This window comes from Allobosea sp. LjRoot237 (assembly GCF_964253285.1).
GTDB lineage: Bacteria > Pseudomonadota > Alphaproteobacteria > Rhizobiales > Beijerinckiaceae > Allobosea.
Genome location: NZ_CAXUQP020000001.1, coordinates 5256016 through 5282506 on the forward strand (window position 1 = coordinate 5256016; position 26491 = coordinate 5282506).

At 62.4% G+C, this 26491-nt stretch carries 21 protein-coding genes and 1 pseudogene; 11 read left to right on the top strand and 11 right to left on the bottom strand.

Translation table 11 applies throughout. From position 1 onward, the window contains the following. Window positions 1-131: 131 nt before the first annotated feature. The 7 genes from ACSQ24_RS25540 to ACSQ24_RS25570 form a co-directional block, all read right to left on the bottom strand. Window positions 132-383: a hypothetical protein gene (locus tag ACSQ24_RS25540; protein WP_436097402.1), complete on the bottom strand. Its 252-nt coding sequence runs from the start codon at window positions 381-383 to the stop codon at window positions 132-134. Between the two features lie 210 nt (window positions 384-593). Continuing rightward, window positions 594-2297: a PLP-dependent aminotransferase family protein gene (locus tag ACSQ24_RS25545; protein WP_436097403.1), complete on the bottom strand. Its 1704-nt coding sequence runs from the start codon at window positions 2295-2297 to the stop codon at window positions 594-596. A gap of 168 nt (window positions 2298-2465) precedes the next feature. Next, window positions 2466-3959: a M81 family metallopeptidase gene (locus tag ACSQ24_RS25550; protein WP_436097404.1), complete on the bottom strand. Its 1494-nt coding sequence runs from the start codon at window positions 3957-3959 to the stop codon at window positions 2466-2468. Window positions 3960-4006: 47 nt separating this feature from the next. Beyond that, window positions 4007-5623, bottom strand: coding sequence for an ABC transporter ATP-binding protein (locus tag ACSQ24_RS25555; protein ID WP_436097405.1), 1617 nt, complete (start codon window positions 5621-5623; stop codon window positions 4007-4009). Between the two features lies 1 nt (window position 5624). Then, window positions 5625-6521 carry an ABC transporter permease gene (locus tag ACSQ24_RS25560; protein WP_436097969.1) on the bottom strand — a complete coding sequence of 299 codons (897 nt, stop codon included), beginning with the start codon at window positions 6519-6521 and terminating at the stop codon, window positions 5625-5627. Window positions 6522-6532: 11 nt separating this feature from the next. After that, the gene (locus tag ACSQ24_RS25565) at window positions 6533-7474 is read right to left on the bottom strand and encodes an ABC transporter permease (protein WP_436097406.1); all 942 of its coding nucleotides are present in this window, start codon (window positions 7472-7474) and stop codon (window positions 6533-6535) included. Between the two features lie 15 nt (window positions 7475-7489). Further along, entirely contained in the window at window positions 7490-9052 is a 1563-nt protein-coding gene (locus ACSQ24_RS25570) for an ABC transporter substrate-binding protein (protein ID WP_436097407.1), read from the bottom strand. Between the two features lie 227 nt (window positions 9053-9279). Between ACSQ24_RS25570 and ACSQ24_RS25575 the strand changes: the two genes are divergently transcribed. The 4 genes and pseudogenes from ACSQ24_RS25575 to ACSQ24_RS25590 form a co-directional block, all read left to right on the top strand. Continuing rightward, complete coding sequence (locus tag ACSQ24_RS25575) at window positions 9280-10062, top strand: YggS family pyridoxal phosphate-dependent enzyme (protein ID WP_436097408.1); 783 nt, start codon at window positions 9280-9282, stop codon at window positions 10060-10062. A gap of 40 nt (window positions 10063-10102) precedes the next feature. Continuing rightward, window positions 10103-10984 (top strand): pyridoxamine 5'-phosphate oxidase family protein, encoded by an 882-nt coding sequence (locus ACSQ24_RS25580; protein ID WP_436097409.1) that lies wholly within the window; start codon window positions 10103-10105, stop codon window positions 10982-10984. Between the two features lie 85 nt (window positions 10985-11069). Further along, on the top strand, window positions 11070-11501 hold the full coding sequence (locus ACSQ24_RS25585; protein ID WP_436097410.1) for a pyrroline-5-carboxylate reductase family protein: 432 nt from the start codon (window positions 11070-11072) through the stop codon (window positions 11499-11501). After that, window positions 11402-11743 (top strand): annotated as a pseudogene (locus ACSQ24_RS25590) (integrase core domain-containing protein); the annotation flags it as partial. The gene ACSQ24_RS25585 and the pseudogene ACSQ24_RS25590, both read left to right, overlap by 100 nt. A gap of 206 nt (window positions 11744-11949) precedes the next feature. On the opposite strand, the gene ACSQ24_RS25595 reads toward ACSQ24_RS25590, so the two are convergent. Together ACSQ24_RS25595 and ACSQ24_RS25600 are read right to left on the bottom strand one after the other, a co-directional pair. After that, window positions 11950-12456: a nuclear transport factor 2 family protein gene (locus tag ACSQ24_RS25595; RefSeq protein WP_436097411.1), complete on the bottom strand. Its 507-nt coding sequence runs from the start codon at window positions 12454-12456 to the stop codon at window positions 11950-11952. Window positions 12457-12502: 46 nt separating this feature from the next. Continuing rightward, the gene (locus ACSQ24_RS25600) at window positions 12503-14059 is read right to left on the bottom strand and encodes an ABC transporter substrate-binding protein (RefSeq protein WP_436097412.1); all 1557 of its coding nucleotides are present in this window, start codon (window positions 14057-14059) and stop codon (window positions 12503-12505) included. A 605-nt stretch (window positions 14060-14664) separates the two neighbouring features. On the opposite strand from ACSQ24_RS25600, the gene ACSQ24_RS25605 reads away from it, so the two are divergent. Continuing rightward, on the top strand, window positions 14665-16164 hold the full coding sequence (locus ACSQ24_RS25605; RefSeq protein ID WP_436097413.1) for a M81 family metallopeptidase: 1500 nt from the start codon (window positions 14665-14667) through the stop codon (window positions 16162-16164). 17 nt (window positions 16165-16181) lie between these two features. On the opposite strand, the gene ACSQ24_RS25610 is transcribed toward ACSQ24_RS25605, so the two are convergent. Beyond that, window positions 16182-16337, bottom strand: coding sequence for a hypothetical protein (locus ACSQ24_RS25610; RefSeq protein ID WP_436097414.1), 156 nt, complete (start codon window positions 16335-16337; stop codon window positions 16182-16184). 313 nt (window positions 16338-16650) lie between these two features. Here ACSQ24_RS25610 and ACSQ24_RS25615 point away from each other — a divergent pair, with 313 nt between their 5' ends. The 6 genes from ACSQ24_RS25615 to ACSQ24_RS25640 all read left to right on the top strand — a co-directional run bounded on the left by ACSQ24_RS25615 (window position 16651) and on the right by ACSQ24_RS25640 (window position 24554). Next, window positions 16651-17787 carry a M20/M25/M40 family metallo-hydrolase gene (locus ACSQ24_RS25615; protein WP_436097415.1) on the top strand — a complete coding sequence of 379 codons (1137 nt, stop codon included), beginning with the start codon at window positions 16651-16653 and terminating at the stop codon, window positions 17785-17787. A gap of 174 nt (window positions 17788-17961) precedes the next feature. Then, window positions 17962-19530, top strand: a complete 1569-nt coding sequence (locus tag ACSQ24_RS25620) for an ABC transporter substrate-binding protein (protein ID WP_436097416.1) — start codon at window positions 17962-17964, stop codon at window positions 19528-19530. 33 nt (window positions 19531-19563) lie between these two features. Beyond that, window positions 19564-20505: an ABC transporter permease gene (locus ACSQ24_RS25625; protein WP_436097417.1), complete on the top strand. Its 942-nt coding sequence runs from the start codon at window positions 19564-19566 to the stop codon at window positions 20503-20505. Further along, window positions 20502-21428 carry an ABC transporter permease gene (locus ACSQ24_RS25630; RefSeq protein ID WP_436097418.1) on the top strand — a complete coding sequence of 309 codons (927 nt, stop codon included), beginning with the start codon at window positions 20502-20504 and terminating at the stop codon, window positions 21426-21428. Before ACSQ24_RS25625 ends, ACSQ24_RS25630 begins: the two co-directional genes overlap by 4 nt. Further along, a complete protein-coding gene (locus ACSQ24_RS25635; protein ID WP_436097419.1) occupies window positions 21425-23044 on the top strand; it encodes an ABC transporter ATP-binding protein in 1620 nt (539 codons plus the stop codon). The genes ACSQ24_RS25630 and ACSQ24_RS25635 overlap by 4 nt, the downstream gene beginning before the upstream one ends. A 34-nt stretch (window positions 23045-23078) precedes the next feature. Beyond that, complete coding sequence (locus ACSQ24_RS25640; protein ID WP_436097420.1) at window positions 23079-24554, top strand: amidase; 1476 nt, start codon at window positions 23079-23081, stop codon at window positions 24552-24554. A 7-nt stretch (window positions 24555-24561) separates the two neighbouring features. Here ACSQ24_RS25640 and ACSQ24_RS25645 read toward each other — a convergent pair whose 3' ends face one another. Continuing rightward, window positions 24562-25851, bottom strand: coding sequence for an ArgE/DapE family deacylase (locus ACSQ24_RS25645; protein ID WP_436097421.1), 1290 nt, complete (start codon window positions 25849-25851; stop codon window positions 24562-24564). Window positions 25852-26491: the final 640 nt, after the last annotated feature.

Sequence of the window (26491 nt, forward strand, 5' to 3'; positions counted from 1 at the left end):
TGTGGCCTAATCCGCTCGTGAGATCGGCCGTCGCTTGGGGATGGGTTGAGGTTGGTGTGAGCTCGCCGATCGTGCCTCCCGGCAAAGTCGGCGGTGTGGTTGGGCTGACACAAGGCCACGATACTGGCTCGTCAGCGCGCCCTGATGTGTGGAACGAGAATTGACTGAACGGTCGTCAGAATCGCCGGACCACAGTCGAGGAGGGCTGAGCCGGCGCGGTCGCACAGCAGGACGGAATGGGCGCCCTTTGCGGCCGTCCTGGCGATCCCGTCGAGATGGGCCTGCATGGCGTGCGTATCGGCGAAAAGCATGGCGAGACCGATCGCGGCGCCGACCAGGATTTCTTCAGGCTGTCGGGCGGCAACGAGTCTTTGTATCGTCATGGTCCAAGGATGCGACTTTGTGAGTCCATGCGCAAACGGCACGGTCTGCTAAAGGAAATGGCAGGCCTCCCCCCGCCAAATCGATCGAACGATCACCACGATTAGTCGCTACCGGGTTCCCTGCAATAAAAGATCAAATCATCGGCAGACTAATGTATATAATTCGTGCGTTTCATTTCAAAACGGCGGATCCCATATTCAATCGCTCACTTATATCTCAAATGACGCCAAAATCTTCTTGTATAAAGTTGCCAATAGAGCAATCGACTTGGCCGTTTGGCGCTCACCAAATCCCCCAAACCCAAACACGATGCCCTGAGGAGCATCTTGTCGCATGTACAGCGCGGATAGAGCCTCGGGATATAGCCCGTGAACCCGTGCATGTTGCACCAGGGTTGCGTCAAAACCCTCGGGTAGCGCTCTAGTAAAACGAGTGAGCAAAAAAAGTCCTGCAGCATCCTGTTTGGGTATGATCAAATCGGCGAAGTGGGATTGCACGCACGTGATCAACTCACCCCGTCGGGCAGAGTATAACTTACGCATTCTCCTGATATGCCGGAAAAAAAGTCCCGCATCCATGAAGCGCGACATCGCGCGCTGCGATATCAGCGACGTCGGGCCGTCGCTAGCCTGCTTAATACGACAGAAGCTCGCTACTAGCTGTCTAGGAACGATTACATAGCCAAGTCGAAGAGATGGAAACATAGTTTTGGAGAACGTTCCAAGGTAGATTACCCTGTCGCTGGTATCGAGACCGCGTAACGCAGGAAGAGGCGGCTCGCTGTAGCGGAACTCGCTGTCGTAATCATCCTCCAATATCCATCCGTCACTCCTCGATGCCCATTCCAACCAGGCTCGCCGCCGCTCTAAAGTCATCGTGATGCCAAGCGGATATTGATGCGATGGCGACAACGAGACCATCTTCGCGTAAGCAGCCTCCGGAACGTCGCTCGGAGCTCTGAGACCTTCTCCATCCACGGCAGAAGGAAGGATTGTTTGACCGGCGGCGGTCAACGCTGAGCGAACTCCCGGGAATCCTGGATCTTCCACAATGACAGCCTCGCCGGCGTTCAACAACGCTCGCGCGCTTAGGTCAGTCCCCTGGCGTGTACCCGAAACGACGATAACCTGGTCCGCATCGCATTGTATGCCGCGAGACGCCGCCACATATGCCGCGATGTTTTCGCGGAGCGGCCAGTAGCCGCCGATGTCACCGAAGAACGCACCTGGTCCAGGTGATCGCCACTCTTCGGCAAGCAGATCTGCCCATGAGCGGAATGGAAAATCCATCACTGCGGGCATCCCAGGCGTAAACGTAGCCGGCCAGGATGAAATATCAGCAGTAGCTTGCTCGATCGTTGCTCCACGAGATGAGAGGCGCGTCGCTGCCGTCGAAGGGTTGTGCGACCGATCCGCGTTCGTGTTCAGGAGCAGGTCCGGAATTACGCTAGCTATGAACGAACCGGAGCCCACTCGACTGACGATGTATCCTTCCGACTGGAGTTGGTCGAAAGCATTGGCCACCGTACTGCGAGCGATTCTCATTTCGGATGCCAGTACCCTCGTCGAGGGGATCCGCGCTCCAGGCGACAGCTGGCCGGTCAAGATCATCTGTTTCACGCGATCATAGACTTGCGTCTGGATCGTTTGGGTGGAGCTGCGATCTATATGGATCGAGAGTATGATGCCGTCGGTGCCGCCTAGAGAAGTCTCGGTTTTTGTGGGACGACGCATCGAAACGATTGCAGTCCTTGCAACAATTGCGTGAACTGCCTCTTTATACGCGTTCGCATCTAACCGCACCAAAATACGATACGGGTGACCGATCGGGGCACCTGGTGGAGATTCGAGATCGAAAACGTTCGCCGGGCAAGATGAACAATGGAAAGCACGTCCGCCCGCGTCGCGGATCAACCAACACTGCGGCGCCTGCCAGGGCCTAGGGCTTGGACCCACGAAGCGTTGGCTTCGCTGGCTTCGTGTGATTCAAGGCTTCCGGGAGGAGGCGGTGATGGATGGAGTTGAACGCGGTAAGCTAAACGATGCCATAGCTGCGGCGCCTAAGCGATCCATCAAGACGACTCAAAGATCATCGAGCGGCCAGATCGGACGCCTCACGTTCTTGAAGGGAAACTGGGCGAAGTTCGTCGACATGATGCCGCCCGATTCCACATAAATCAGCTGACGCCCGATCTTCTCGAAGTCCGCCCGGAAGTGATTGACGGCCTTGCAAACCAGCACGTTGGTCGTTTCCGGCTGGATTCCGAAGATGCGGAACTGTTCGCGATCGTCAATCTGGACGCGGTTCGTCGCCACGATGATCTTGATCTCGCCGACCTGAACGAGGCAACTCGGGCCATAGGCAATCGTCGTTCCGGTATAATAGGGACCCCTTCGGACCACATTGCCGTCGGAAATAGCTTTAACGGTTCCGGTCAGGGCGACCGGCCCGCCACCGAACTTCGGGTCGATCTTGCCTCCGAGCTCCAATTGCACCACCGACCCAACGCCCGCAGCGATCGCGATTTCGACGGCTGTCGGGTCGGCAATCGAACCGTAGGCAACGTCCCTGACCGGAGCCGAAAGCAGGGCTCTGAGAAGGTTCGTGCCGTCGCCGGCGGCCCCCCCGCCCGGGCAGTCGGTATAATCGCCGATGAGCAGAGGCCTGCCGTCGCTGCTAGGGGTAATCGCGACTTCAACCGCCTCGTCCACTGACAGAAGGCGGACGGTCTTCTCCGCCCGTGTGGCCCAGGCGAAATCCATCAGATCGTCGGCAATCGTCTGCGCCAGAGACGGAACGCCATCGTGCGTGACCAAAACCGAAGATCCGATGTTCTTCTTGTCGGACCAGTCGAAGCCAGCGTTGATGCTTATATCCAGGATGGGTTCGTGCGCGGCCATCAAAGTCGAGGCCTTTTCAAGAGCCGAGACCATCGGCCCGCGGCCCGTGATCGTCCGCCCCATGTCTAGCCCGTAGAACATCGGCTTCTGGGAATAGACGAGCGTCGGGCGGATCTCGCCGACCATCGCCCTCTGCAGAAGGCGGGCGGCACGGTCGGCCGTTTCGTAAATGTCGATATGCGGGGTCGTCCGATAGGTCGATACGATATTGGCCTGTCGCGCCAAGTCGGGCCCGGCATTGGCGTGGATGTCGAGGGTGACCGCGATCGGCACGTCTGGGCCGACGATCGCTCTCACGCGCCGGACGAGTTCGGCTTCCGCATCGTCCACGTGCTCGGTCGCCATGGCCCCGTGAAGCGCCAGGATCACGCCGTCGACAGCCCCCGATGTTTTCAAGGCATCGGTCATGACGGTGGAAACATGCTCGAAAGCCCGAAGCGTAACCGTGCCGGAAGGCATCGTATTCGCAACGATCGGATGGATGAGAGTCCAGCCGTACTCGCGCGCTACATCCAATATCGCCCCAAATTCGTGCCGCGTTCCGCTATAAGCTTTCGGGATGTCGTCCCCGAGATGGTAGTCGGAAGCTTGGAAATCCTCCAGGTCGGCTTTAACTGGGCTGAAACTATGTGTTTCATGCATGAAAGACGCTGCAAAAACGGTGAATCTCTTCATGGAATTAACTCCGCGACGTATTGCGACAAACGTGAGGTGATAATGGTTTAAGCTGCATAGAAGCGGTTCAACGTTTTCCCTGGCGCAGATTCCAGCAGCAACTTTGTGTATGGATGCTTAGGTTCCGAAAAAACGTCTGATGAAGAGCCATGTTCGACAATCTCTCCATTCCTCATTACAATAATGTTGTTACATATTTCTGCAGCAACCCTTAAGTCGTGAGTAATAAATAGAATAGCTAGATTGTATCTCTCTTTGACTTCGGTCAGCAGATCGAGTACCTGCCGTTGCACCGAGACGTCCAGTGCCGACACCGCCTCGTCCGCAATCAGCAACTTCGGTTCCATGGCCAACGCCCGGGCCAATGCGATACGCTGGCGCTGGCCGCCCGAGAACTGATGAGGGTAGCGGGGAAGCGCATCGTCGTTCAGGCCGACCAGGCGCAACAGTTCGCTGGCCCGCTCTCGCGCAACGCGACGTGTGACGCCAAAATTCATCGGCCCTTCGACGATCGCCTCTTCGATGTTACGGCGGGGATTGAGCGATCGATAAGGATCTTGGAAGACAACCTGGACGTGCCGCCGAAGGTCGCGCAGCTTTCGCTCTTTGAGATGTGTGATATCGTGGTCTTCCAGCAGGATCGTGCCGCTATCGGGCTCGATAAGGCGCGCCACGCAACGGGCCACAGTGGTTTTGCCCGACCCAGACTCTCCCACGACACCGAGCGTCTCGCCGCGCCTCAATGAAAAGTCTACCGCATGTGCAGCCTTGAGGCCTGGGCCTCGACCGAAGAAGCCGCCGCCTCCATATATCTTGCCCAGGTTTTTCACCTGGAGCGCCAAAGGCCCTTCGGACTGGTTCGCCGGAAGCGGCCTGCCTCTCGGGACGGCGTCGATCAACGCCCGCGTGTACTCATGGCAAGGATTACCGAGAACCGCATCAGCCGTTCCCTGCTCCACGACACATCCGTGACGCATGACAACCACGCGATCCGCAATGTCGGCGACGACGCCGAAATCGTGGGTGATGAAGAGGACGCCCGTGCCCCGCCGCGCCCGGAGCTCCTTGATCAACTGGAGGATCTGAGCCTGGGTCGTGACGTCGAGCGCGGTCGTCGGTTCGTCGCAGATCAGGAGCGCCGGGTCCAGGATCATTGCCATAGCGATGACCACACGCTGTCGTTGCCCGCCTGAAAGCTGGTGCGGATAGCTGTCATAGATGCGTTGCGGATCCGGCAGATGCATCGCCGCTAAGATCGCGAGCGAGCGCTCGCGCCGATCGGCGGCAGAGAGGCCGGTATGGATGCCGAGGACTTCGTCGATCTGGTAACCGATGCGGAAGACGGGATTGAGAGCCGTCATCGGCTCCTGGAAGACCATGCCCATCTGCGTGCCGCGCAATTGGCGGATCAGCTTCTGGGGCATGCCGAGGAGTTGCTTCCCTCCGAGAACGATTTCGCCCGACACCGGGACCGGGCCCGAGTTTGGAAGGAGCCCCATGACCGAGAAGGCGGTGATCGACTTGCCGGAACCCGACTCGCCGACGACGCAGACCAGCTCGCCGCGTCCGATCGTCAGCGTCAGGTCCTCGACGGCGTTGGGCCGGTCTCCGCCTTCGGGGAGCGCTACCGTGAGATTGCGGATCTCGAGAATCGGCTCGCTCATTTCAGGACCTCTTCGCGAGTTTGGGGTCGAGGATGTCGCGAAGCTGGTCGCCGAGCATGTTGACGGAAAGGATCGTCAAGCCGAGACAAAGACCGGGAAAGAAGACGCCGTGCGGATACAATCGGAATATCAGCCGCGATTCCGCGATGATGTTTCCCCAACTCGGGGTTTCGGGCGAAATTCCGATGCCGAGAAACGAGAGATAGGCTTCGACCAGGATCGCGGCCGCGCAAATGAAAGTGGCCTGCACGATCAGCGGCGCTACCAGGTTGGGCATGATGTGGCGGCGCATCAGCGCCAGCGTGGGCGTTCCGACGGTGATCGCCGCTTCCACATAGGGCTCGTGCCTGATCGACAGGACATATGACCTGACAAGCCGCACCACGCGCGGGATCTCGGGGACGACTATCGCCAGGATCACGCTCAGCACTCCGAAGCGGAGCAAGGACACCATGGCGATGGCCAGCAGAACGCCGGGTATGGCCATGAGCCCGTCCATGAGGCGCATGACGGGGCCGTCCAGCCAGCGGATATAACCCGCGAACAGACCGATCACGAGGCCGAGCGTGACACTGATCGCGGCAACGCCGAGGCCGACGATCAACGACACCCTGGCCCCGTAGAGAATGCGGCTGTAGACGTCCCTTCCCAGCGTATCCGTCCCGAGCCTCGACACGAGCGTGAACGGCTCGCCCTGGGGAGTGCGCATCACGATCTCGGTTCCCGGCGGCCGATTGCGCTGCGCCGGCTGGATGGCTGTGGGATCGGCGGGCGCGAGCCAGGGCGCGAACAGCGCCATGAGCACGACGATCGAGAGGATCGATATGGCGAAGAGCGATCCCGCACTGACCGCGAGACCGGTCTTCGCGCGGCGCCGCGGCGCCGCCGACACGTGTATAGCTGGAGCTGTCAATAGCTTACCCTCGGGTCGAAGATCGTATACATGACGTCGATGATCAGATTTATGCCAACATAGACCAGAGAAAATAACAGAATGATGGCCTGAATTGTCGGATAATCGCGCCCAAGCACTGCGTCGACAGTCAGTCTACCGAGACCGGGAATGGTAAAAACGCTTTCAGTCACGACAACGCCGCCGATGAGCGTCGCCAATCCCAGCCCGACGACCGTGATGATCGGATTGGCGGCGTTGGCGAGGGCATGCTTGAACAGGATCTGCCCCTCTTCCTGCCCCTTGGAACGAGCGGTTCGGATGTAGTCCTCGTTCAGGATTTCCACGACGTTGGTTCTGGTCATTCGTGCGATCAGGGCAACGAATACCGTCGCCAGAGACAGCACGGGCAGGATGAGGCGCTGAAGATTTTCGCCGACGCCGCTCGCGATCGGCCGATAGCCTTGGACCGGCAGCCAGTTGAGCTGGATGGCGAAGATATAGATCAGGGCATAGCCCACCACGAAGACCGGGACGGAAAATCCGAAAACCGAGAAGCCCATGATCGCGCGGTCGAGCAGCGAGCCTCGCTTCCAGGCTGCGATAACCCCCAGAGGAACAGCGACGATCACCGAGATGAAGAGCGTGAAGCATGACAGGAGAAGTGTGGGTTCGACGCGCTCGGCAATGAGTTCGGCAACCGGTTTTCGGAAGTAGTAGGACTGACCAAAATCGCCGCTGGCGGCGTTTCCTACCCAGCGCACAAACTGCTCGACCAGGGTGCCATCGAGACCCAGTCGTTCGCGCACCGCCGCAATCTGCTCCGAACTCGCGGAATCACCGGCGATCACGGCCGCCGGATCGCCGGGAGTCAGACGGAGCATCAGAAACGTCAGGACCGCAACGATAGCGATCACGGGGAGCGCGGAGATCATCCGCCTCAGTACAAAAGCGATCATGGTCGTCCGATGCCTTTACCGGGTCTTCTCGACGTTCCAGAAGACGGGCGCACCGGCCTTGATCAGGCCTTTGAGCTTGGCGCTGACGGCGGCCGGCTGCTGCCATTGCCCAACGTTGACGTAGGCCGTGATTTCCGTGTTCCGCTTCTGGACGGCCTCGCCCAATTGGCGCATTTCCACCTTGTCGGTGGTTCGGAAATAGGCGTCGCGCAGCTGCTCCATTTTGTCGTCGCACGGCCAGCCGTACAGCGCCTTATCGCAGTTGGCGGCTAGAAAGATCTGGGAGATCGGTTCCTGGATGTCCGGCGCGGCCCAGAAGGTGAAGAAACCGTGCCAGCCTGCGGCGCCTTCATCCTTTTTGGCTCGCCGCGCGATGACCGCCTGCCAATCCATCGGTTGCAGGTCGACTCTGAAGCCCGCGCGTTCCATCAGGGACTTGGCGACCGGGGCGAGATTGGCGAGTTTCTGGTGATCCGTCGCCTGGAGCAGGACGATGGGCGTGCCGTCATAGCCCCCTTCCTTCAGCAGCTCTCTCGCCTTGGCGAAGTTGGATTCGAGCAGGCCGTCCATTCCCACCTCGGAAGACAGCGGGCTGCCGCAGGGAAACAACGCCTTGCAGATCTTGTAGTAGACGGGATCCCCGATGACGGCGTCGAGGAAGTCCTTCTGATTGAACGCATACCACAGCGCTTGGCGGATCTTGGCGTTGTCGAACGGCTTGTTGAGCCAGTTTACCTTGAAATCGTACTGGTTACCCAGAGGGTTCCAGTCGAATATCCTGATGTTTTTGTCGCTCTTGATCAGGGGCATGAGATCGTGGGGCGGCGAGATCATGTAGTCGATTTCTCCCGCCAGCAGCGCGTTGATCGCCTGCTGAGAGTCGGAAATCGCCAGCCATTCGACGCGGTCCACCTTGGCGACCTTTCCGCCGGCCAGGCCTGAGGGCTCCTCGAGGCGGGGCTTGTAACCGTCGAATTTGGCGTAGACGACCTTGGCGCCGGGCTTCCACTCGTTCTGCCTGAAAACGAACGGGCCGGAGCCGACGAACTCGGAGATCTGCGTGTTCGGGTCGGTCTCGGCGATGCGGCGCGGCATCATGAAGGCGACGTTCGGCGACGTCTTGGCCAGCGCCGTCACCAACATTCCTGTTGGTTCCTTGAGCTTGAAGGTGAAGCTCGTCGCGTCGTTTTCAACAATGCTGTCGACGAAGGTCATGAGCTTCCGCCCGACCGGATCCTTCGCGGCCCAGCGCTTGATCGAGGCGATGCAATCGGCGGCCTGGACAGGCTTGCCGTCATGCCAAAGCAGTCCGGACCGGAGTGTCATCTTATAGACGAGCTTGTCTTCGCTCACGTCCAACCGGTCGAGCATCTGCAGCTTGATCTCGCCCTTTTCGTCCTGTGCGAAAAGGGTGTCGTAGATCATGTAACCGTGGTTCCGGGTCAGATAGTTCGTCGTCCAGATTGGATCTGTGATCTTCAGATCGCCCTCCATCACGACACGGAGCGTGGTTTGCGCAACGGCAGGCGACAAGGCCAGCAGGGCGCCTGCGACGATGGCCGAACTCAGCAATTTCATGTCAGTCCCCTTTTATTGGCTAGCAATCCACGCTGCCTTATCTTGGCGACTACTCTTCCTCGCTGGAGGACAAACTGAAGGGCCATTGGTGCCGGCTGCGATGAGGCCAATCCGTTTCAGCCGATTGGACCGTGCAGAAGCCGAAGCATTGGCGCTGTGTGACCCCGGCGGCGAGCGCCATTCTCGCGCGGGCGTCGGGATCGGGCACCACCAGAGCGGGAGGCAGCATGAGTGAGATCATGACCGGGGGAGAGGGCCCAGATTTCGAGGATGCCAGGCGGATCACCGAGAACCTCGCCGCCGTCCGGGCAGGGATCGCGGCCGCTTGCGAGACCTCGGGACGCGACGTGTCGAGCGTCCGCTTGCTGGTCGCCACCAAGACAGTTCCCGCGCATCGGATCCGGCTCGCGATCGATGCCGGAGTGGACCTCATCGCCGAAAATCGCGTTCAGGAACTGGCGACTAAAGACGGCGCTCTCGCTGGATTGCCGGTGCGCCGGCACTTCGTGGGCCATCTGCAGAGCAACAAGGTTCGCGATGTACTGCGCTACGTCTCGTGCATCCATTCGGTCGACAGCATGAGCCTCGCTTCCAAACTTGCACGCGAGCTCGAGAAGACCGGGCGTCAGCTCGAAATCCTGATCCAGGTCAATACATCCGGCGAGGCGAGCAAGTTCGGTGTCGGGCTCGAAGACGCAGAAAGCCTTATCAGATCCGTTTCCAGACTTGAGCCACTTCGGATTATGGGTCTGATGACGATCGGTCTGCTCTTCTCACATGGTGAGGCCGCCAGACGCTGTTTCGTCGAGCTTCGGCAATTGCGGGATCACATTGCGAGGCTGGCGCTCCCGGGCGTGGAGATGGCTCATCTCTCGATGGGCATGACCCCCGACTATCAGGAAGCCATCCGAGAAGGTGCGACCATCGTCCGGGTCGGGCAGGCGATTTTTGGCCCGCGGCCGACAAGGCCTGGGTTGTTCTGGGATGAGAGGGACCGGGACCAAGTTTGACCAAATTCGTACTTGCTTGCCGACGAGGAGCCGAGAAGCGATGGCTTTGCAGATGCCCTCGAAGAACGACGATGCGGCATCGAACAACAATCTTGACCGCGATTGGCCTTTCCCCACGGGCGAGCAATGGCCCTATGCCCCTTTTTCGTTGTTGGGCAAAAGGGCTGCGAATTGGAGAGGCGCAATCATGACTTCGGCTCAAGAATCGAACACGTTGAAAGATGAATTGGAGTATCCGACGACTGAGCGTACCAAGCTTCGTCGTCTCTACGAGCGCGGCAGCCATATGCGAGCCGACGTCCATGAGGTCGTAGACGGAGCGCCGATTTGCCACGTCGGATACAACATCGATGGGCGGCCCTATGTCACGCCGACACTGCATTGGCGAGAGGGCGAACGTGTCTATTGGCACGGCTCTTCAGCAAGTCGGTTTCTGAAGAAGGCCCGGGGAACCGACGTTTGCCTGACCGTCTCGTTCATGGATGGATACGTGCTCTCACGTTCCGCATTCTTTCACTCTGTTCGCTTTCGGTCAGCCATGCTCTTCGGCAAGGCGCAGATCGTCGAAGGCGACGAGAACAAAACAATGGCTCTTCGCCGATTCGTCGATGGTTTGTTCCCTGGACGTTGGGAAACGCTTCGCCCCATGGAAGCGCAAGAGCTTAAGGCAACCACGATCCTCTACATGGATGTCGAAGAAGCGACCGCCAAGGTGCGGACAGGCTTTCCCAACGATCCGGAGGACGCGTCGCATCCGGTTTGGGCTGGGGTTCTCCCGCTGCAGACGACGATGGGTGCACCGGAGCCGGCGCCTGACTTGATGCCTGGCCTCGACTTGCCGGACAGTCTGGCGAAGCTCGTCGCGTCCGGAGAGCTCCGGTCGCCGTATCCGCCTGAGTATGACGAACCGCATCGCTATTGATGCGATCCGGCCTGCGATTGGCGCCCGGCATCGTTTCAACCGCGGCCGGGCGCCAAGGATCCGAGCTTGAAATCTGAGGTAAGCGGTGGCGCGATCGTTTCCGGAATCGATCCTTCTGCTGGGGGCAGGCCGCATGGGGGCGGCAATGCTACACGGCTGGCTGCGGGCCGGGATGAATGCCGCCAGCATTTCAGTCGTCGATCCGTCGGCTTCACGATCGATCGTTGAACTGGCGAGAGTACACAGATTTGACCTCCATTCCCCGATTGAGACGCTGAATTCCGTCGACGTCGCCGTGATCGCCGTCAAGCCACAAGCTCTCGATTCTACGAAGCCGGCGCTGGCCGCTGCCGTCTCGGCGGAGACGCTGGTGATCTCGATCGTTGCAGGTCAACGGCTTGAGGATCTCGCGAAACGGATCAGGCTCGCGTCGCATGGCACTATATCGCGCTTGGCAAGCCGATGCAGAACGGCTTCATCGAGAGCTTCAATGGCCGCCTGCGAGACGAACTGTTGAACGAGACGCTGTTCTCGTCCCTGTCACAGGCCCGGACCGCCTTGGCCAACTGGCGCTCCGACTACAACACCGAACGCCCGCACTCCCAGCTCGGCTGGCAGACTCCGTCTGTCTTCGCCTCGACCTTCACCCCGCGACGGGCCTTGGCGCCGCGCCATGCGACAAGCACAGCGCCAGAGCCCGTCGCTTCACCAGCCCGGACGGGCTCCACAACCGCCGGAAACGAACTCAGCGCTGGATAAAAACTGGGGGCAACGTCACTTCCGCCGGCCAGCGGCCGATCTTCCAAGCGGCCCTGACCGAAAAGTCCGGCGAGCCTGCCTTGGAAAGTCGGTGCCGTCCTATTTCGTCTATGGCGACGGGGACAAAACATCCCGGCCAAGGCGCTCGCATATGTTCGGGGCCAAAGCTTTTCACAAGTATGAAATCGCCTGCCATTCGTGTCAGCTCACACTTCGTCCCATAAGATCGAGACGTTGTCCCATACAGCAATCCGTCCTTCATCGATGGTAAGAAACTCGAAAGCGAGGCCTTGGATTCTCTTCCCACTCGCGTTCGTGTAGCTGACCGCAGCTTGGAGGCCGACGACTGCGTCCGTCACACATCTCACTTTCTTGGCAAGCTTGAAGTCAGTCACTTTGCCATATCGGTCTGATAAAAACTCCCGCAATGCGGCAATCCCTCTGATCTGAGGGAGATTGCCGTAGTTGACGACGACATTCGGCGTGAAGCAGCTCAGCATGGCGTCGATATTCAAGGTGCTGTACCGACTGATGATATCATCGATCCAGTCTTGAGCTTCCTCTAAGGACATGCCCTTGGCGTCGAGCAATTGTGTCATCAGTTCCTCCTCATCAGATTCATGTGCCTGGACGTGCGCTACATCGTGCATCTCGCCCAGCAGCCCGTCGCCCGCGATGAGCGCAGCTGGATCGCTAGGTGGCAGTCTCAGCATCAAGAGAGTGAGCGCCGCTACACGAAGAGCAACATTGTCCCACCCTTCAGCGCGTTTTCTCGATATTCCAGAATACGGGCGCTCCTGCTCGGACCAGGCCTTTCAGGCTGGCCCGCACCGCGGCTGGCTGGTACCACTGGCCGACATTTAGGTAGGCTGTGATTTCGGTGTTGCGTTTTTGTATTGCCTCTCCGAGATCACGCATCTTGGCTTTATCAGTCGTGCGAAAGAACTCATCGCGAAGCCCCTCCATCCGAGCGTCGCAGGGCCACCCGTAAAGCGCCTTTTCGCAAGTCGCCGCGAGGAAGATCTGCGAAATCGGTTCCTGAATGTCGGGCGCAGACCAGTAGGTAAAGAATCCGTGCCAGCCGTCCTTTCTTGTGCGTCGGGCAATCATTGTCTGCGCGTCCATCGCCTGCACATCAACCTTGAAGCCGGCTTTCTCTAGCAAGGACTTGGCGACCGGGGAGAGGTTGGACAGAACCGCGATGTCCGTGACTTGAAGAAGAACGATAGGAGTACCGTCGTAGCCGGCGTCCTTCAGGAGTTCCCGTGCCTTCGTAAAGTTCGACTCGAGAAGTCCATCCATCCCAACGTTGGATGTGAGAGGGCTGTCGCAAGGAAACAGCGCTTTGCATTCCTTATAGAACTCGCGATTGCCAATGACTGCGTCGAGCAGGTCCTTCTGGTTGAAGGCATACCAGAGGGCGCGCCTGACTTTCTCGTTGTCGAATGGCTTATTTTGCCAGTTGACGCGGAATACAGATTGGTTGCCCAGCGGATTCCAGTCGAAAAGCTTGACGCTTTTGTCAGCTTTCAGGAGCGGCATGAGATCATGAGGCGGAGTCAGCATGTAGTCGATTTCGCCCGCGAGCAAAGCATTGATCGCTTGCTGATGATCTGTGATCGCGAGCACTTCGACGCGATCCACCTTCACCACCTTTCCGCCAGCGAGCCCTGACGGCGGCTCCTGGCGAGGCTTGTACTTGTCGAACTTCACATAGACGACCTTGTCGCCTGGCTTCCACTCGTCCCGCTTGAAGACGAATGGACCTGAGCCGGTGAGATCGGAAATCTGCACATTGGGATCAGTTTCGGCTATACGCTTTGGCATCATGAAGACGACATTCGGCGAAGTCTTGGCCAATGCCGTCAGAAGCATGCCCGTCGGCTCTTTAAGCTTGATAGTGAAGGACGCTGCATCGTCCTCTATAATGCTCTCGATAAACGACATGAGCTTCTGGCCGACAGGATCCTTCGCGGCCCAGCGCTTGATCGAGGCGATGCAATCTGCCGCTTCGACCGGCCGCCCATCATGCCAGAGCAGCCCACCTCGAAGGACAAATTTATAAGTCAACTTATCGTCACTCGCCGTGAAGCGATCGACCATCTGTGGCTTGATTTCCCCCTGCTCGTCCAACGCGAACAGGGTGTCATAGATCATGTAGGCATGGTTGCGCGTGATGTAATTCGTTGTCCAGATTGGGTCTGTTATCTTGAGATCACCCAACATAACGGCGCGCACTGTCGTCTCGGCGCCCGCTTGCAAAGACGACAGCCCCATGACGGTCAAGGCAAAAAGCAATGATCTGAATAGTCGCATGCCGTCCCCCGTTGCTCGTTTGAAGCCTGGCCGCCCGGGTTTCGGCCCGGGCAAAGGCCCATACGATCGAGACTGGTAGCCAGTCTGCACCCCGGGAAAGGGCCAATCCGCAGTCAACCAGCAAAGCCAATTCTGAAAGTGGCTCGCCAGCTCTGCAGCACCCCGTATACGGCAACAAAAAAACGCCCTTGGGGGGCGGTTTTCGCTGCCGAAGAGCGGCGTTCGGTAAAGTTGGTTGCGGGGGCCTGAAACCACCGAGATCGTGGGCGCAAAGATCTGCTCCTGGCCCCTAGCCGACGTTCACGATGTCCGCTTTAAGGCGGGCCAACTCGGGGGATATTCGGGCTTTCGGTTTGACCTGAGACCTTTTTCTCCTCCGACCTGAGGAAAACGACACGAAAAACTCTAACCCAAAGCGATCCAGTTTTAAGGGCTCAGATCAGTCGCGTGGATGGAAGCCATCGTTGCAGTCGATTTGGGGCAGAAGGGGCTTGTGCGAATTCAGCAATTGCAAGTTCAATATCCGGGCAGTCGCGGTGAAATTTCGCACTTGGTCAGCACGATGCGGCGTGTTTACCTCGGCGCTTCTCGATCGGAGCCCTTCGATGTCCAGCCGCATCGCTTTCGGCGGTTTCCTGCATGAAACCAACACCTTCGCACCGAGCAAGGCGGGGATGGCCGCCTTCCAGCAAGGCGGAGGCTGGCCGCCGCTGGCACGAGGCGAGGCGATCTTCGCGGCCGTGACCAACGTCAATGTCGGCGCCTCCGGCTTTCTCGACGTGGCCCGCGAGAAGGGCTGGGAAGCCGTGCCGACGCTATGGTGTGCCGCCAGCCCCTCGGCCCATGTCACGGTTGAGGCCTTCGAGACGATCGCAGGCGAGCTGGTGGAGCGGATTCGCGCAACGCTTCCAGTCGACGGCGTCTATCTTGACCTGCACGGCGCGATGGTGAGCGAGAATTTCGACGACGGCGAAGGTGAGATCCTGCGCCGGGTACGGGCCGTGATCGGACCGGACGTGCCGCTGGTCGCGAGTCTCGACCTGCACGGCAACGTCACGCGGCTGATGGTCGAGGCTGCCGACATGCTCGTCGCCTACCGCACCTATCCGCATGTCGACATGGCCCTGACAGGCGCCCACGCCGCGCAGGCCCTCGCCGGCCTGCTCGGCACCAAGAGGCGCCCGGCCAAGGCTTTCCGGCAAATTCCCTATCTCATCCCCATCGCCTGGCAGGCAACGGCGATGGAACCTTGCCGCACTATCTACGCCGAACTCGCCGCGCTGGAGGGCGAGACGGTGCCGAGCCTCTCCTTCCTGCCCGGCTTCCCGGCAGCCGACTTTCCAGATTGCGGGCCGACTGTCGTCGCCTATGGCACGACGCAGGCCGAGGCCGACTCGGCGGCCGATGCGGTCGCCCGGCGAGTGATGGCGAGCGAGGCCGCCTTCAAGGGCAAGGTCTTCGAACCCGATGCCGGGGTGCGCGAGGCGATGCGGCTCGCAGCGAACGCGACGAAGCCGATCGTTATCTCCGATACTCAGGACAATCCCGGCGCCGGGGGCGATTCCGACACGATGGGCATGGCAGCGGCCCTCGTGCGCAACGACGCCGAGCGCGCCGCAATTGGCGTGATCGTCGACCCCGAGGCGGCCGCCGCTGCCCATGGGGCGGGCGAAGGCGCGATCGTCACGCTCGCACTTGGCGCGAAGTCCCACATTCCCGGCGACGCCCCGCTCGTGGCGAGCTTCACCGTGGAGAAGCTTTCCGACGGCCGCTTCGTCGCGCCGGGCCCCTTCTATGGCGGCTCGCGCATGGATCTCGGGCCGAGCGCCTGCCTGCGCATCGGCGGGGTGCGCATGGTCGTCGGCTCGCGCAAAGCGCAGATGGCCGACCGGGCGATGTACCGGCAGGTCGGCATCGAACCGGAGGAGCAGGCGATTCTCGTCAACAAGAGCTCGGTGCATTTCCGCGCCGATTTCGAGCCGATCGCCGAGGCGATCCTCGTCTGCGCGGCACCCGGCCCGATGCCGGTCGATCCGGCGGCCCTGCCATGGCGCCGGCTGCGCCAGGGCCTGCGCACATCACCGCGCGGCAGGCCGTTCACCTGAGTAGGCCCTCCCTCGCATCAGCCTCTCATCTCCTGGATCCCCCATGCCGTCCTGCCGCGGATCGACGCCTTCAAGGAAACCCCACGGCGATCCACCTCAATCCATCCCGAGATCGGCTTCGACCAGATCCGCATCGCCGGCATCGTCGCCGACGCGGTCAGGGAGATGGGCATCGAGGTCCATCCGGCATCGGCACGATCGGTGTCGGCGGCGCCAACGTGCTGACCGAGTCGATGGGGGGATGAGCAGCGAGAATTTCGCCAACATGCTGCGCGTGGTGCCCGGCGCCTTTGCCTGTAGCGGGCACGCCGGCGACGGACCGGCGCACAATCCCGCGCCTCTGTGCTCGACGACGGCATCCTGCCGGTCGGGACGAGCGATGCCTGAGCTTTTCGATGAGGCTTCAGGCGTGATCCCGGGTTTCCCTGCGGCCGCTCTGGATGACCGGCGTTCATGGTTTCGAGGCGAACAAGGGATGGGTGAGTGATGGATGTAAGGAGATTGCCGCTCGACAGCGAGGCCCTGCTCGCAGGGCTCAAGCCCTGGATCGAGTGCGAGAGCCCGACCTTCGACCCCGCCGCCGTCAACCGCATGATGGACCTCGCCGCTGCCGAGACGACGGCGGCGGGCGCGACGATCACCCGCATCCACGGCCCGCCCGGCCTCGGCGACTGCGTGCGCGGCGACTTCCCGCATCCGCGGCGCGGGGAGCCCGGCATCCTGGTGATGTCGCATCTCGATACCGTGCATCCGGTCGGGACGCTCGAGAAGTTGCCCTTCCGGCGTGAAGGCTCGCGCTGCTACGGCCCCGGCATCCTCGACATGAAGGGCGGCGCCTATGCCGGGCTGCAGGCCATCGTCGCGCTGGCGAAGGCCGGTGTCGAGACGCCGCTGCCGGTCAGCGTGCTCTATACCAGCGACGAGGAGATCGGCAGCCCGGGCACGCGCGACATCATCATGGAGCAGGCCCGCCGCGACCGCTTCGTGCTGGTGCCGGAGCCGGGCCAGCCGGGCGACGGCGTCGTCACCGGCCGTTACGCCATCGCCCGCTTCAACCTGCGGGCCGAGGGCCGGCCGAGCCATGCCGGCTCCCGCCTCAAGGACGGGCGCTCGGCGATCAACATGACGGCGCGCCAACTCATCGCCATCGAGGAGATGACCGGCGAGGACTGCACCTTCTCCGTCGGCGTCATCGAGGGCGGGCGCTGGGTCAACTGCGTGCCAACCCTCTGCAAGGCTGAAGCCCTGAGCATGGCAAAACGGCAGGCCGATCTCGACCGTGGCGTCGAGCGCATGCTCGCTCTCACCCGCCGCGAGGAGGATGGCACCGGCTTCACCGTGACGCGCGGCGTCACCCGCCCGGTCTGGGAGCCAGATGCAGGGACCATGGCGCTCTATGACCTCGCCCGCGAGATCTCCGGCGAACTGGGCTGGGAGCTCGGGCACGCCTCTGCCGGCGGCGGCTCCGACGCCAATTTCACCGGCGCGGCCGGCATCCCCTCCCTCGACGGGCTCGGCCTGCTGGGTGCCGGTTATCACACGCTGGAAGAGCATATCGAGATCGAGAGCCTGCCACGACGGATCAGGCTGATGGCGGGACTGCTGGCGCGGCTCGTACCCTGAACGATTGACAGGGGCGCTCCGACGCGGGAGCCTTTTCGCATCGTGGCATGGCGCCTGCATGGGGGGCGGAACGGCAAGGCGGAACAAAAAAGGGCACGAAAATCTGCACTTGCGACCTGCACATCACGATCAGCAAAACCGGCCGGGCAAACGGCCAGAGGGGAGATCAGCCTTATGGTGTCGCGTTGGAAGATCGTTAGCGCTGCGGCAGCCCTGCTGGCCGGCAGCAGCATGGCGCAGGCCGAAACGACCATGAAGGTCGTCATGCATTCGGACGTGAAGATCGTCGATCCGATCTGGACCACGGCCTATATCGTCCGCAACCACGGCTACATGATTTACGACACCCTGTTCTCGATGGACGAGAAGGGTGAAATCAAGCCGCAGATGGTCGACAACTTCACGGAGTCGCCGGACAAGCTGACCTACAAGTTCACGCTGCGCGACGGCCTGCTCTGGCACGACGGCAAGCCCGTCACCGCAGAGGACTGCATCGCCTCGATCAAGCGCTGGTCGGCCAAGGACCCGGTCGGCCAGAAGCTGATGACCTTCGTCGACACGATCACGGCCGACGACGCCAAGAGCTTCACGGTCAAGCTCAAATCGCCGACCGGCCTGTTGATCTTCGGCCTCGGCAAGCCCTCGTCCAACGTGCCCTTCATGATGCCGGAGCGCGTGGCGAAGACCGATCCGAACACGCAGATCTCGGAATTCATCGGTTCCGGTCCCTTCGTCCTCAAGCAGGATGAATGGAAGCCGGGCGACAAGATCGTCTACACCAAGTTCAAGGACTACAAGCCGCGCTCCGAGCCGGCCTCGGGCCTCGCGGGCGGCAAGGTCGCGAAGCTCGACCGCATCGAGTGGCTCGCGGTCGCTGACCAGCAACAGGCGGTGAACGCCTTGCTAGCCGGCGAGATCGACATGGTCGAGCAGCCGGCTTTCGACCTGATCCCGCTGCTGCAGGGCGATAAAAACATCAAGCTGTGGAACTACAACCCGCTCGGCCTGCAATACACGATGCGCTTCAACCACACCCAGCCGCCCTTCGACAATCCGAAGGTGCGCCAGGCCGTGACCTATGCGCTGAACCAGAAGGACTTCCTCGAAGCGACGGTCGGCAATCCCGACTACTACGACGCCTGCAAGGCGATGTTCGTCTGCAAGACGCCGCTCGCCTCCGAGAAGGGCATGGAGGGATTGCTCGAGTCGAACTTCAAGAAGTCGCAGGAGCTGCTGAAGGAGGCCGGCTATGACGGCAAGCCGATCGTGCTGCTGCATTCGACTGACCTGCAGTCTCTCACCAATCTGGGACCCGTCGCCAAGCAGTTGCTCGAGAAGGGCGGCTTCAAGGTCGATATGCAGTCCTCGGACTGGCAGACGGTGGTGTCGCGTCGCGTCCGCAAGGATCCGGTCGACAAGGGCGGCTGGAACCTGATGCAGACCTCCTGGGTCTCGGCCGACATCCTGAACCCCGTCATGGCCGGCTTCTTCAATGCGAGCTGCGACAAGGCCGCCTTCGGCTGGCCCTGCGACGAGCAGATGGAGAAGCTGCGCGACGACTTCGCCCGCGAGCCCGATCCGGCGAAGCAGAAGGCGATCGCGGAAGCCGTGCAGGTCCGCTGGCGCGAGGTGGTGACCCATGTCCATCTCGGCCAGTACAACGTGCCGATCGCGGCCCGGAAGAACATCACCGGCATCCTGACGGCGCCAGCGCCGGTCTTCTGGAACATCGAGAAGAAGTGAGGTCGTGACGCTGATCTTGCGGAACCGGCGCTGATGCTCGGCTATATCCTGCGGCGCCTGCTGGCGACGATCCCGGTCCTCGTGATCGTCGCCGTCCTCGTCTTCCTGATGCTGCGGCTGACGCCGGGCGACCCGGCGGCCGTGATCGCTGGCGACAATGCCACGACCGAGCAGATCGCGCTGATCCGCAACCGGCTCGGGCTCGACAAGCCGATCCTGACGCAGTTCTTGATCTGGGCTGGCAATCTCGCCCAGGGCAATCTCGGCGAGAGCTTCTTCTTCAAGAAGCCGATCGGCGAGCTCATCGTCGGCCGCATCGAGCCGACGCTGTCGCTTGCCTTCGCGACGATGCTGATCGCGATTTGCGTGGCGATCCCGCTCGGCGTGCTCGCGGCCTACAAGCACGGCTCCTGGATCGATCGCCTCGTCATGGGGTTCTCGGTGCTGGGGTTCTCGGTGCCGGTCTTCGTCATCGGCTATGCCCTGATCTACGTCTTTGCGATCACGCTGGGCTGGTTCCCGGTGCAGGGCTACCAGCCGCTTTCGGGCGGGTTCGGCGGCTTCGTGCAGAGGCTCGTGCTGCCGGCGGTGACGCTGTCGGTGATCTACATCGCGCTGATCGCGCGGATGACCCGCGCCAGCGTGCTCGAGGTGCTGAACGAAGACTATATCCGCACCGCCCGCGCCAAGGGGCAGGTCGAGCGCAAGATCCTGTTCCGCCACGCGCTCAAGAATGCGGCCGTGCCGATCGTCACCGTGGTCGGCATCGGCATCGCGCTGCTGATCGGCGGCGTCGTGGTGACCGAGAGCGTCTACTCGATCCCCGGTCTCGGGCGCCTGACCGTGGATGCCGTGCTGGCGCGCGATTATCCGACGATCCAGGCCGTCATCCTGCTGTTCTCGGGCGTCTATGTCGGCATCAACCTTTTGATCGATCTCGCCTACAGCCTGTTCGACCCGAGGATCCGCTATTGAACGCCGAACCCAGCATTCTCGCGCCGGTCGCGGCAGAGCCCATCGCGCCGGCGCGGACCGTGCTGACGCGGCTCGTCCGCAATCCGGTCGTCGCGATCGGCGGTACCGTGCTGATGCTGATGACGCTGCTCGGCCTGTTCGCGCCCTGGCTCGGCACGATCGACCCGACCGCGATCAATCCGAGCACGCGCAACCGCGTGCCGGGCTTCGAGCGCACGATCCGCGCCGATGACGGCTCGACCACGACCTTCAAGCACCACATGGGCACGGATTCGCTCGGCCGCGACGTCTATAGCCGGGTGGTCTATGGCGCGCGCGTCTCGCTCGTGATCGCGCTTTCGGTCGCGTCGGTCTCGATCGCGGTCGGGCTCGTGATCGGGCTGATCGCCGGCTATGTCCGGCCGCTCGACGGCATTATCATGCGCATCATGGACGGGCTGATGGCGATACCGGGCATCCTGCTCGCGATCGCGGTCGTCTCTCTGTTCCGCAGCGGGCTGACGGCCGTGATCATCGCGATCATCGTGCCGGAAATCCCGCGCGTCGTGCGGGTGGTGCGCTCGATCGTATTGTCGGTGCGCGAGGAGCCCTATGTCGAGGCTGCCATCATGGCGGGTACCCGCCTGCCGAAGCTGATGGTCCGCCACATCCTGCCCAACACGATCGCACCGCTGATCGTGCAGGGCACCTTCATCGCGGCCTCGGCGATCCTGGTCGAGGCGATCCTGTCCTTCCTCGGCATTGGCATCCCGCCGGAAATCCCGACCTGGGGCAACATCATGGCCGAGGGGCGCAACCTGTTCCGCGTCTTCCCGCACAACATCCTCTATCCCGGCATCTTCCTCGGCCTGACCGTGCTGGCGGTGAACATGCTGGGCGATGGCCTGCGCGATACGCTTGATCCGAAGATGGCTGGCCGATGAGCAACGCGCAGACGCCTGTCCTCGAGATCGCAGGCTTGAGCATTGCGCTGCCGGGTGGCGGCGACCGGGCGCGCGCCGTTGACGACGTCTCGCTCAGCGTGGCCGCCGGCGAGATCGTCTGCGTCGTCGGCGAGTCCGGGTCGGGCAAGTCGGTCACCGCGTTTTCGGCCATGGGATTGCTGGCGAAGGTGCTCAAGCCCGTCGCTGGCGCGATCAGGCTGGAGGGCGAGGACCTTCTCAGCGCGTCGCCACAGCGATTGCGGGCGCTGCGCGGCGACCGCATGGCGATGATTTTCCAGGAGCCGATGACGGCGCTGAACCCGGTGCTGACGATCGGCGACCAGATCGAGGAGGTGCTGCGCATCCACACCGATCTCGGCCCGGCCGAGCGCCGCGCCCAGGTTCTGGCCATGCTGGAATCGATGCGCCTGCCTGAGCCGGAGCGGATGCATGCCTCCTATCCGCACCAGATCTCCGGCGGCCAGCGCCAGCGCGTGATGATCGCGGCCGCACTGATCCTCGATCCGGCGTTGCTGATCGCCGACGAGCCGACGACGGCGCTCGACGTGACGACGCAGGCGCAGATCCTGCGCCTGATCAAGGACATGCAGGGGCGGCGCGGCACCGGTGTGCTGTTCATCACGCATGATTTCGGCGTCGTCGCCGAGATCGCCGATCGAGTCGTGGTGATGGAGAAGGGGCGGGTCGTCGAGCAGGGGCCCGCCGTGGACATCCTGACCCGGCCGCAGCATCCCTATACGCAGATGCTGATCGGCGCCGTGCCGAGCCTGAAGCCGGCCGACCGCAAGCCGGTGCTCGGCCCGCTGGCGCTGGAGACCGCAGGCCTCGGCAAGACCTACAGTTCCAAGGCGCTGTTCCGGAAGGAGCGCGTCGTGCATGCGGCGAAGGATGTCGCGATCCGCGTCCGGCGCGGCGAGACAGTCGGCATCGTCGGCGAATCCGGCTCCGGCAAGACCACGGTCGCGCGCTGTGTCGCCCGGCTGATGCCACCGAGCGAGGGGCAGATCCTAGTCCCCGACATCGACATCGCCAGGCTGTCGGAAGGCCGCCTGCGACCCTATCGGCGCAAGATCCAGGTTGTCTTCCAGGACCCGTTCCGCTCGCTCAACCCGCGTCGCACCGTGAGCGAGTCGATCATCGAAGGCCCCGTGAATTTCGGGCAGCCGCGGGCGAAGGCGCTGGCACGCGCCCGCGAGCTGATGGAACTCGTCGGCCTGCAACCCTCCGCACTCTCGCGCTATCCGCACCAGTTCTCCGGCGGCCAGCGCCAACGCATCGCGATTGCCCGTGCGCTCGCCATGGAGCCGGAGATTCTGATCGCGGACGAGGCCGTCTCGGCGCTCGACGTCTCGGTGCAGAAGCAGGTGCTCGCCTTGCTCGACGACGTGCAGAAGCGCTTCGACCTCGCCATCCTGTTCATCACCCACGACCTGCGGGTCGCCGCGCAGATCTGCGACCGACTGGTGGTGATGGAGAAGGGCCTGGTGGTCGAGCAGGGCCGCACGGTCGATGTCTTCGCTGCCCCCGCCCACCCCTATACGCGTAGCCTGATCGAGGCCGCTCCCGGCCGCGACTTCGCCACCGGCGAGGCCTGAACCGGACATTCGACGACGATCTGGAGACGACGTCATGACCCTGGCGATGAGCTGGGAGGAATGGACCTCCCATGACGCGGTCGGCCTCGCCGAGCGGGTGCGCAGCGGTGAGCTGACGCCGGCCGAGCTGGCGCGGCAGGCGGCCGCGGGCATCGCGAAGATGAATCCCTCGCTCAGCGCCGTGGTGGAGGTCTTCGAGGATGTGGTCGCCGATCCGCTGAGCGATGGGCTCGACCCTGCCGGCCCCTTCGCCGGGGTGCCCTTCCTGATGAAGGATCTGGGTCCCACGCTGAAGGGCAGGCTGCAGGAACAGGGCTCGCTCTTCATGCGCGGCAACCGTCCGGCGGCCGATGCCTGGCTCACTGGGCGCATGCGCAAGGCGGGCCTCAACCTGATGGGCCGGACCACCACGCCCGAGTTCGGCGTGTGCAGCTCGGCCGAGAACCCCGCGGTCTACGTCACCCGCAATCCCTGGGACACGGACTACACCACCTGCGGCTCCTCGGCCGGGACGGCGGCGATGGTGGCGGCCGGCGCCGTGCCGCTTTCGCATGCGACCGACGGCGGAGGCTCGATCCGCATTCCTGCCGGCTTCAACGGGAATATCGGGCTGAAGGCCTCGCGCGGCGTGTTCTCGATCGCGCCCAACCTTTCCGACATCTCCGGCTTTGTCTCGACACAGGGCTGCCAGAGCCGCTCGGTGCGCGACACCGCCGCCTTCGTCGACGCGTGCCGCGGCGGCGCACCGGGCGAGTTCATGCCCTACTGGGCCACGCCCGAGCCCTATACGCAGCTCATCAAGCGCGATCCGGGCCGCCTGCGCATCGCCCTCTCGCATGAATGGGGCGACTACCGAGCCACACCAGCGATCGTCGCCGAGCTGGAAAGGGCCGGGCGCTTCCTCGAAGGGCTCGGCCACCATGTCGACTGGGCGCTGCCGCAGGCCGATCTGCGCGCCGCATTCGCGGCGCAGACCATCTGCTACATCAGTAATTTCGCACAGGTCATTGCCGGCTTCCTGGAGATGCGCGGCCTGCAACGCCCCCCGGAGGGGCTGATCGAGCCGATGAACATCCGCATCTGGGAGGCGGGCAAGGACATGTCCTATGCCGAGCGCTACCGGATGCAGGCTGTGTTCAACAGCACGGCGCGGGCCTTCGGCGCCTTCTTCGAGGAATGGGATATCATCCTGACCCCGATCACAGCGCTGCCGACGCCAAAGATCGGCGCCGCCGAATACCTCACCATCAGCGACAATCCCGATGTGCTCGACTGGTTCGGCAATCTCTGGAAGTTCTTCGCTTATACGCCTCTGTCGAATCTCTGCGGCATACCGGGGCTCTCGATGCCGATGGGCCGGCAGGAGAACGGCCTGCCCTTCGGCATCCAGGCGCAGGCGCGGCAGGCCGGCGACGGCCTGCTGCTGCAGCTCGCGGCGCAGATCGAGCGCGCGCTGGGAGGCCGCTGGAACGATGGCAGGCGGCCGCCCGTGCATGTGACGGCGACCTGAGAGCCGTTCAGTCTTTCAGGGTCTCGACGCCGCACCATTCCGCCACGAACAGCGCCATGGCACCGGTGATGCGCTTGACCGAGGCGAGGCTCACCCGCTCGTCGAAGGCATGGATGCCTTCCCCCGAAGGGCCATAGCAGAGCGCCGGGATCCGGTCGTAGAGCGCATGGACGCGGGCGTCGAGATAGGCCGCCGTCATGAAGGATTTCAGCGGCTTGCCGATGGCGGCCTCGTGTGCCCGGCCGAGAACGGCCTCTGCTTCGCTGCCCGGCTCGAGCACGTAACCCTGCGCCCAGAAACCGTTGAAGGTTACCCTCGGCGGGTTGTTGGCGAGGAAGGCATCGGTGCGGGACACCGCACGGATGCCTTCCTCGATACGCCGGGCCGTCTCTTCGGCGGTCACGCCGGGATAGAACCCGACGCGGCAGTCGACGCGGCACCAGCACGGCACGGAGGAGGCCCAGTCGCCCCCCTCGATCTTGCCGATGTTCAGGTTGATCGGGTGCGGCTCGTCCTCGAAATCAGGGCGGCCCGCCTTCTCGGCGTTGAATTCCTCCTCCAGTTTCCGCAGCGCAGCGACGACACGATAGGCAGCGTCGATGGCGTTCGCGCCCGTCCCCATCTCGCGGACATGGGCCGGCACGCCGCGCACCTCGAATTGGAACCAGAGCACACCGATGTTGGCGCGGGCGAGCATCTCCTGCTCCGGCTCGGGGATGAGGGCGGCATCGGCACGGTAGCCGCGCAGATGCGTCATCAGCGCGCCGTTGCCGGTCGATTCCTCCTCGACCACCGATTCGACATAGACCGTCGCGGCCGGCTGCAGGCCGATGCGCCTGAGCGCGTCGAGGCAGGCCAGGTTCGCTCCGGCCCCGGCCTTCATGTCGGCGCTGCCACGGCCATACATCCAGTCGCCTTCGATCACCGGGTCGAACGGGGCGTGGGTCCATTGGTCGCGCGGCCCGGCCGGAACCACGTCGACATGGGCCTGGAGGATGAGCGAGCGCCCCCGCTCCGTGCGCGGACGATGGATGCCGACGACGACCGGAGCCTCGGAATGGCTGTCGGAGAAGGGCGCGCCGCCCGGATGGGCCGCAATCGCCTCCCGGTCCATCGCGAAGCGGTCCATGGTGAAGCCGCGGCCCTTCATCGCCCGGAAGACGAAATCCTGGACGGTATGCTCCTGCCCGCGCGTCGAGGCGAAGCGGACGAGATCCTGCGTGTAGCGAACCTGTTCGTCGAAGCCCTCATTGACGGCAGCGAGAATCCTGTCGCGCAGGGCAGGGTCGAGGGACATGTGTGCTCTCTGTCGAAATTGCCAAAGATCGGCTTCGTCCGCTGACAGCCAGCCCGGAGTCTACGGCCCCGCCCGCGGCGGCACGAAGCCCCAAGCCGGTATGTAAGGCCTGCGCCCCACGCAACCGAGGTTCCGCAGGATCAGCCGATGCGGCAAGAAGATCACCGCGCAGCCAGGGAGAGTTGCTCGGCGACATCCCGGCGGCGGCGCCGATAGATTAGCACCTGGCACCTCCTGCGCAGCGGTTTCCCATATCGTGCAGATCGCAAGCCAAGCGAAAGAGCCGGTGGATTTCGCATTTTTCCAACTGCCGATGGCCTATCGAGGTGGCACGGCAGACCGGACATGGGCCTGATATCCCGTAGGATTGCGTGGACGATTACCATCTCGCGATCAACAACTGCGATTTCGATTGAGCTTCCATCGCGCGCGAGCGTGTGTTTCGGGCTCGACATGAGCCGATATGATCGGGCCGATTTCAGGGAGCGGAAGTGACGTTCAAGAACAGGTTGGGCGCTCCTAGCGAAGAGACCGCAATCCGCATATTGCGTCGCCACGTGGAGGATGAGGAGTATGCACGTCTCGTCGGTTGATCAGATCCAATCGTCTTGGCGTCCCCTGAAGGTTTGTCGCCAAATCA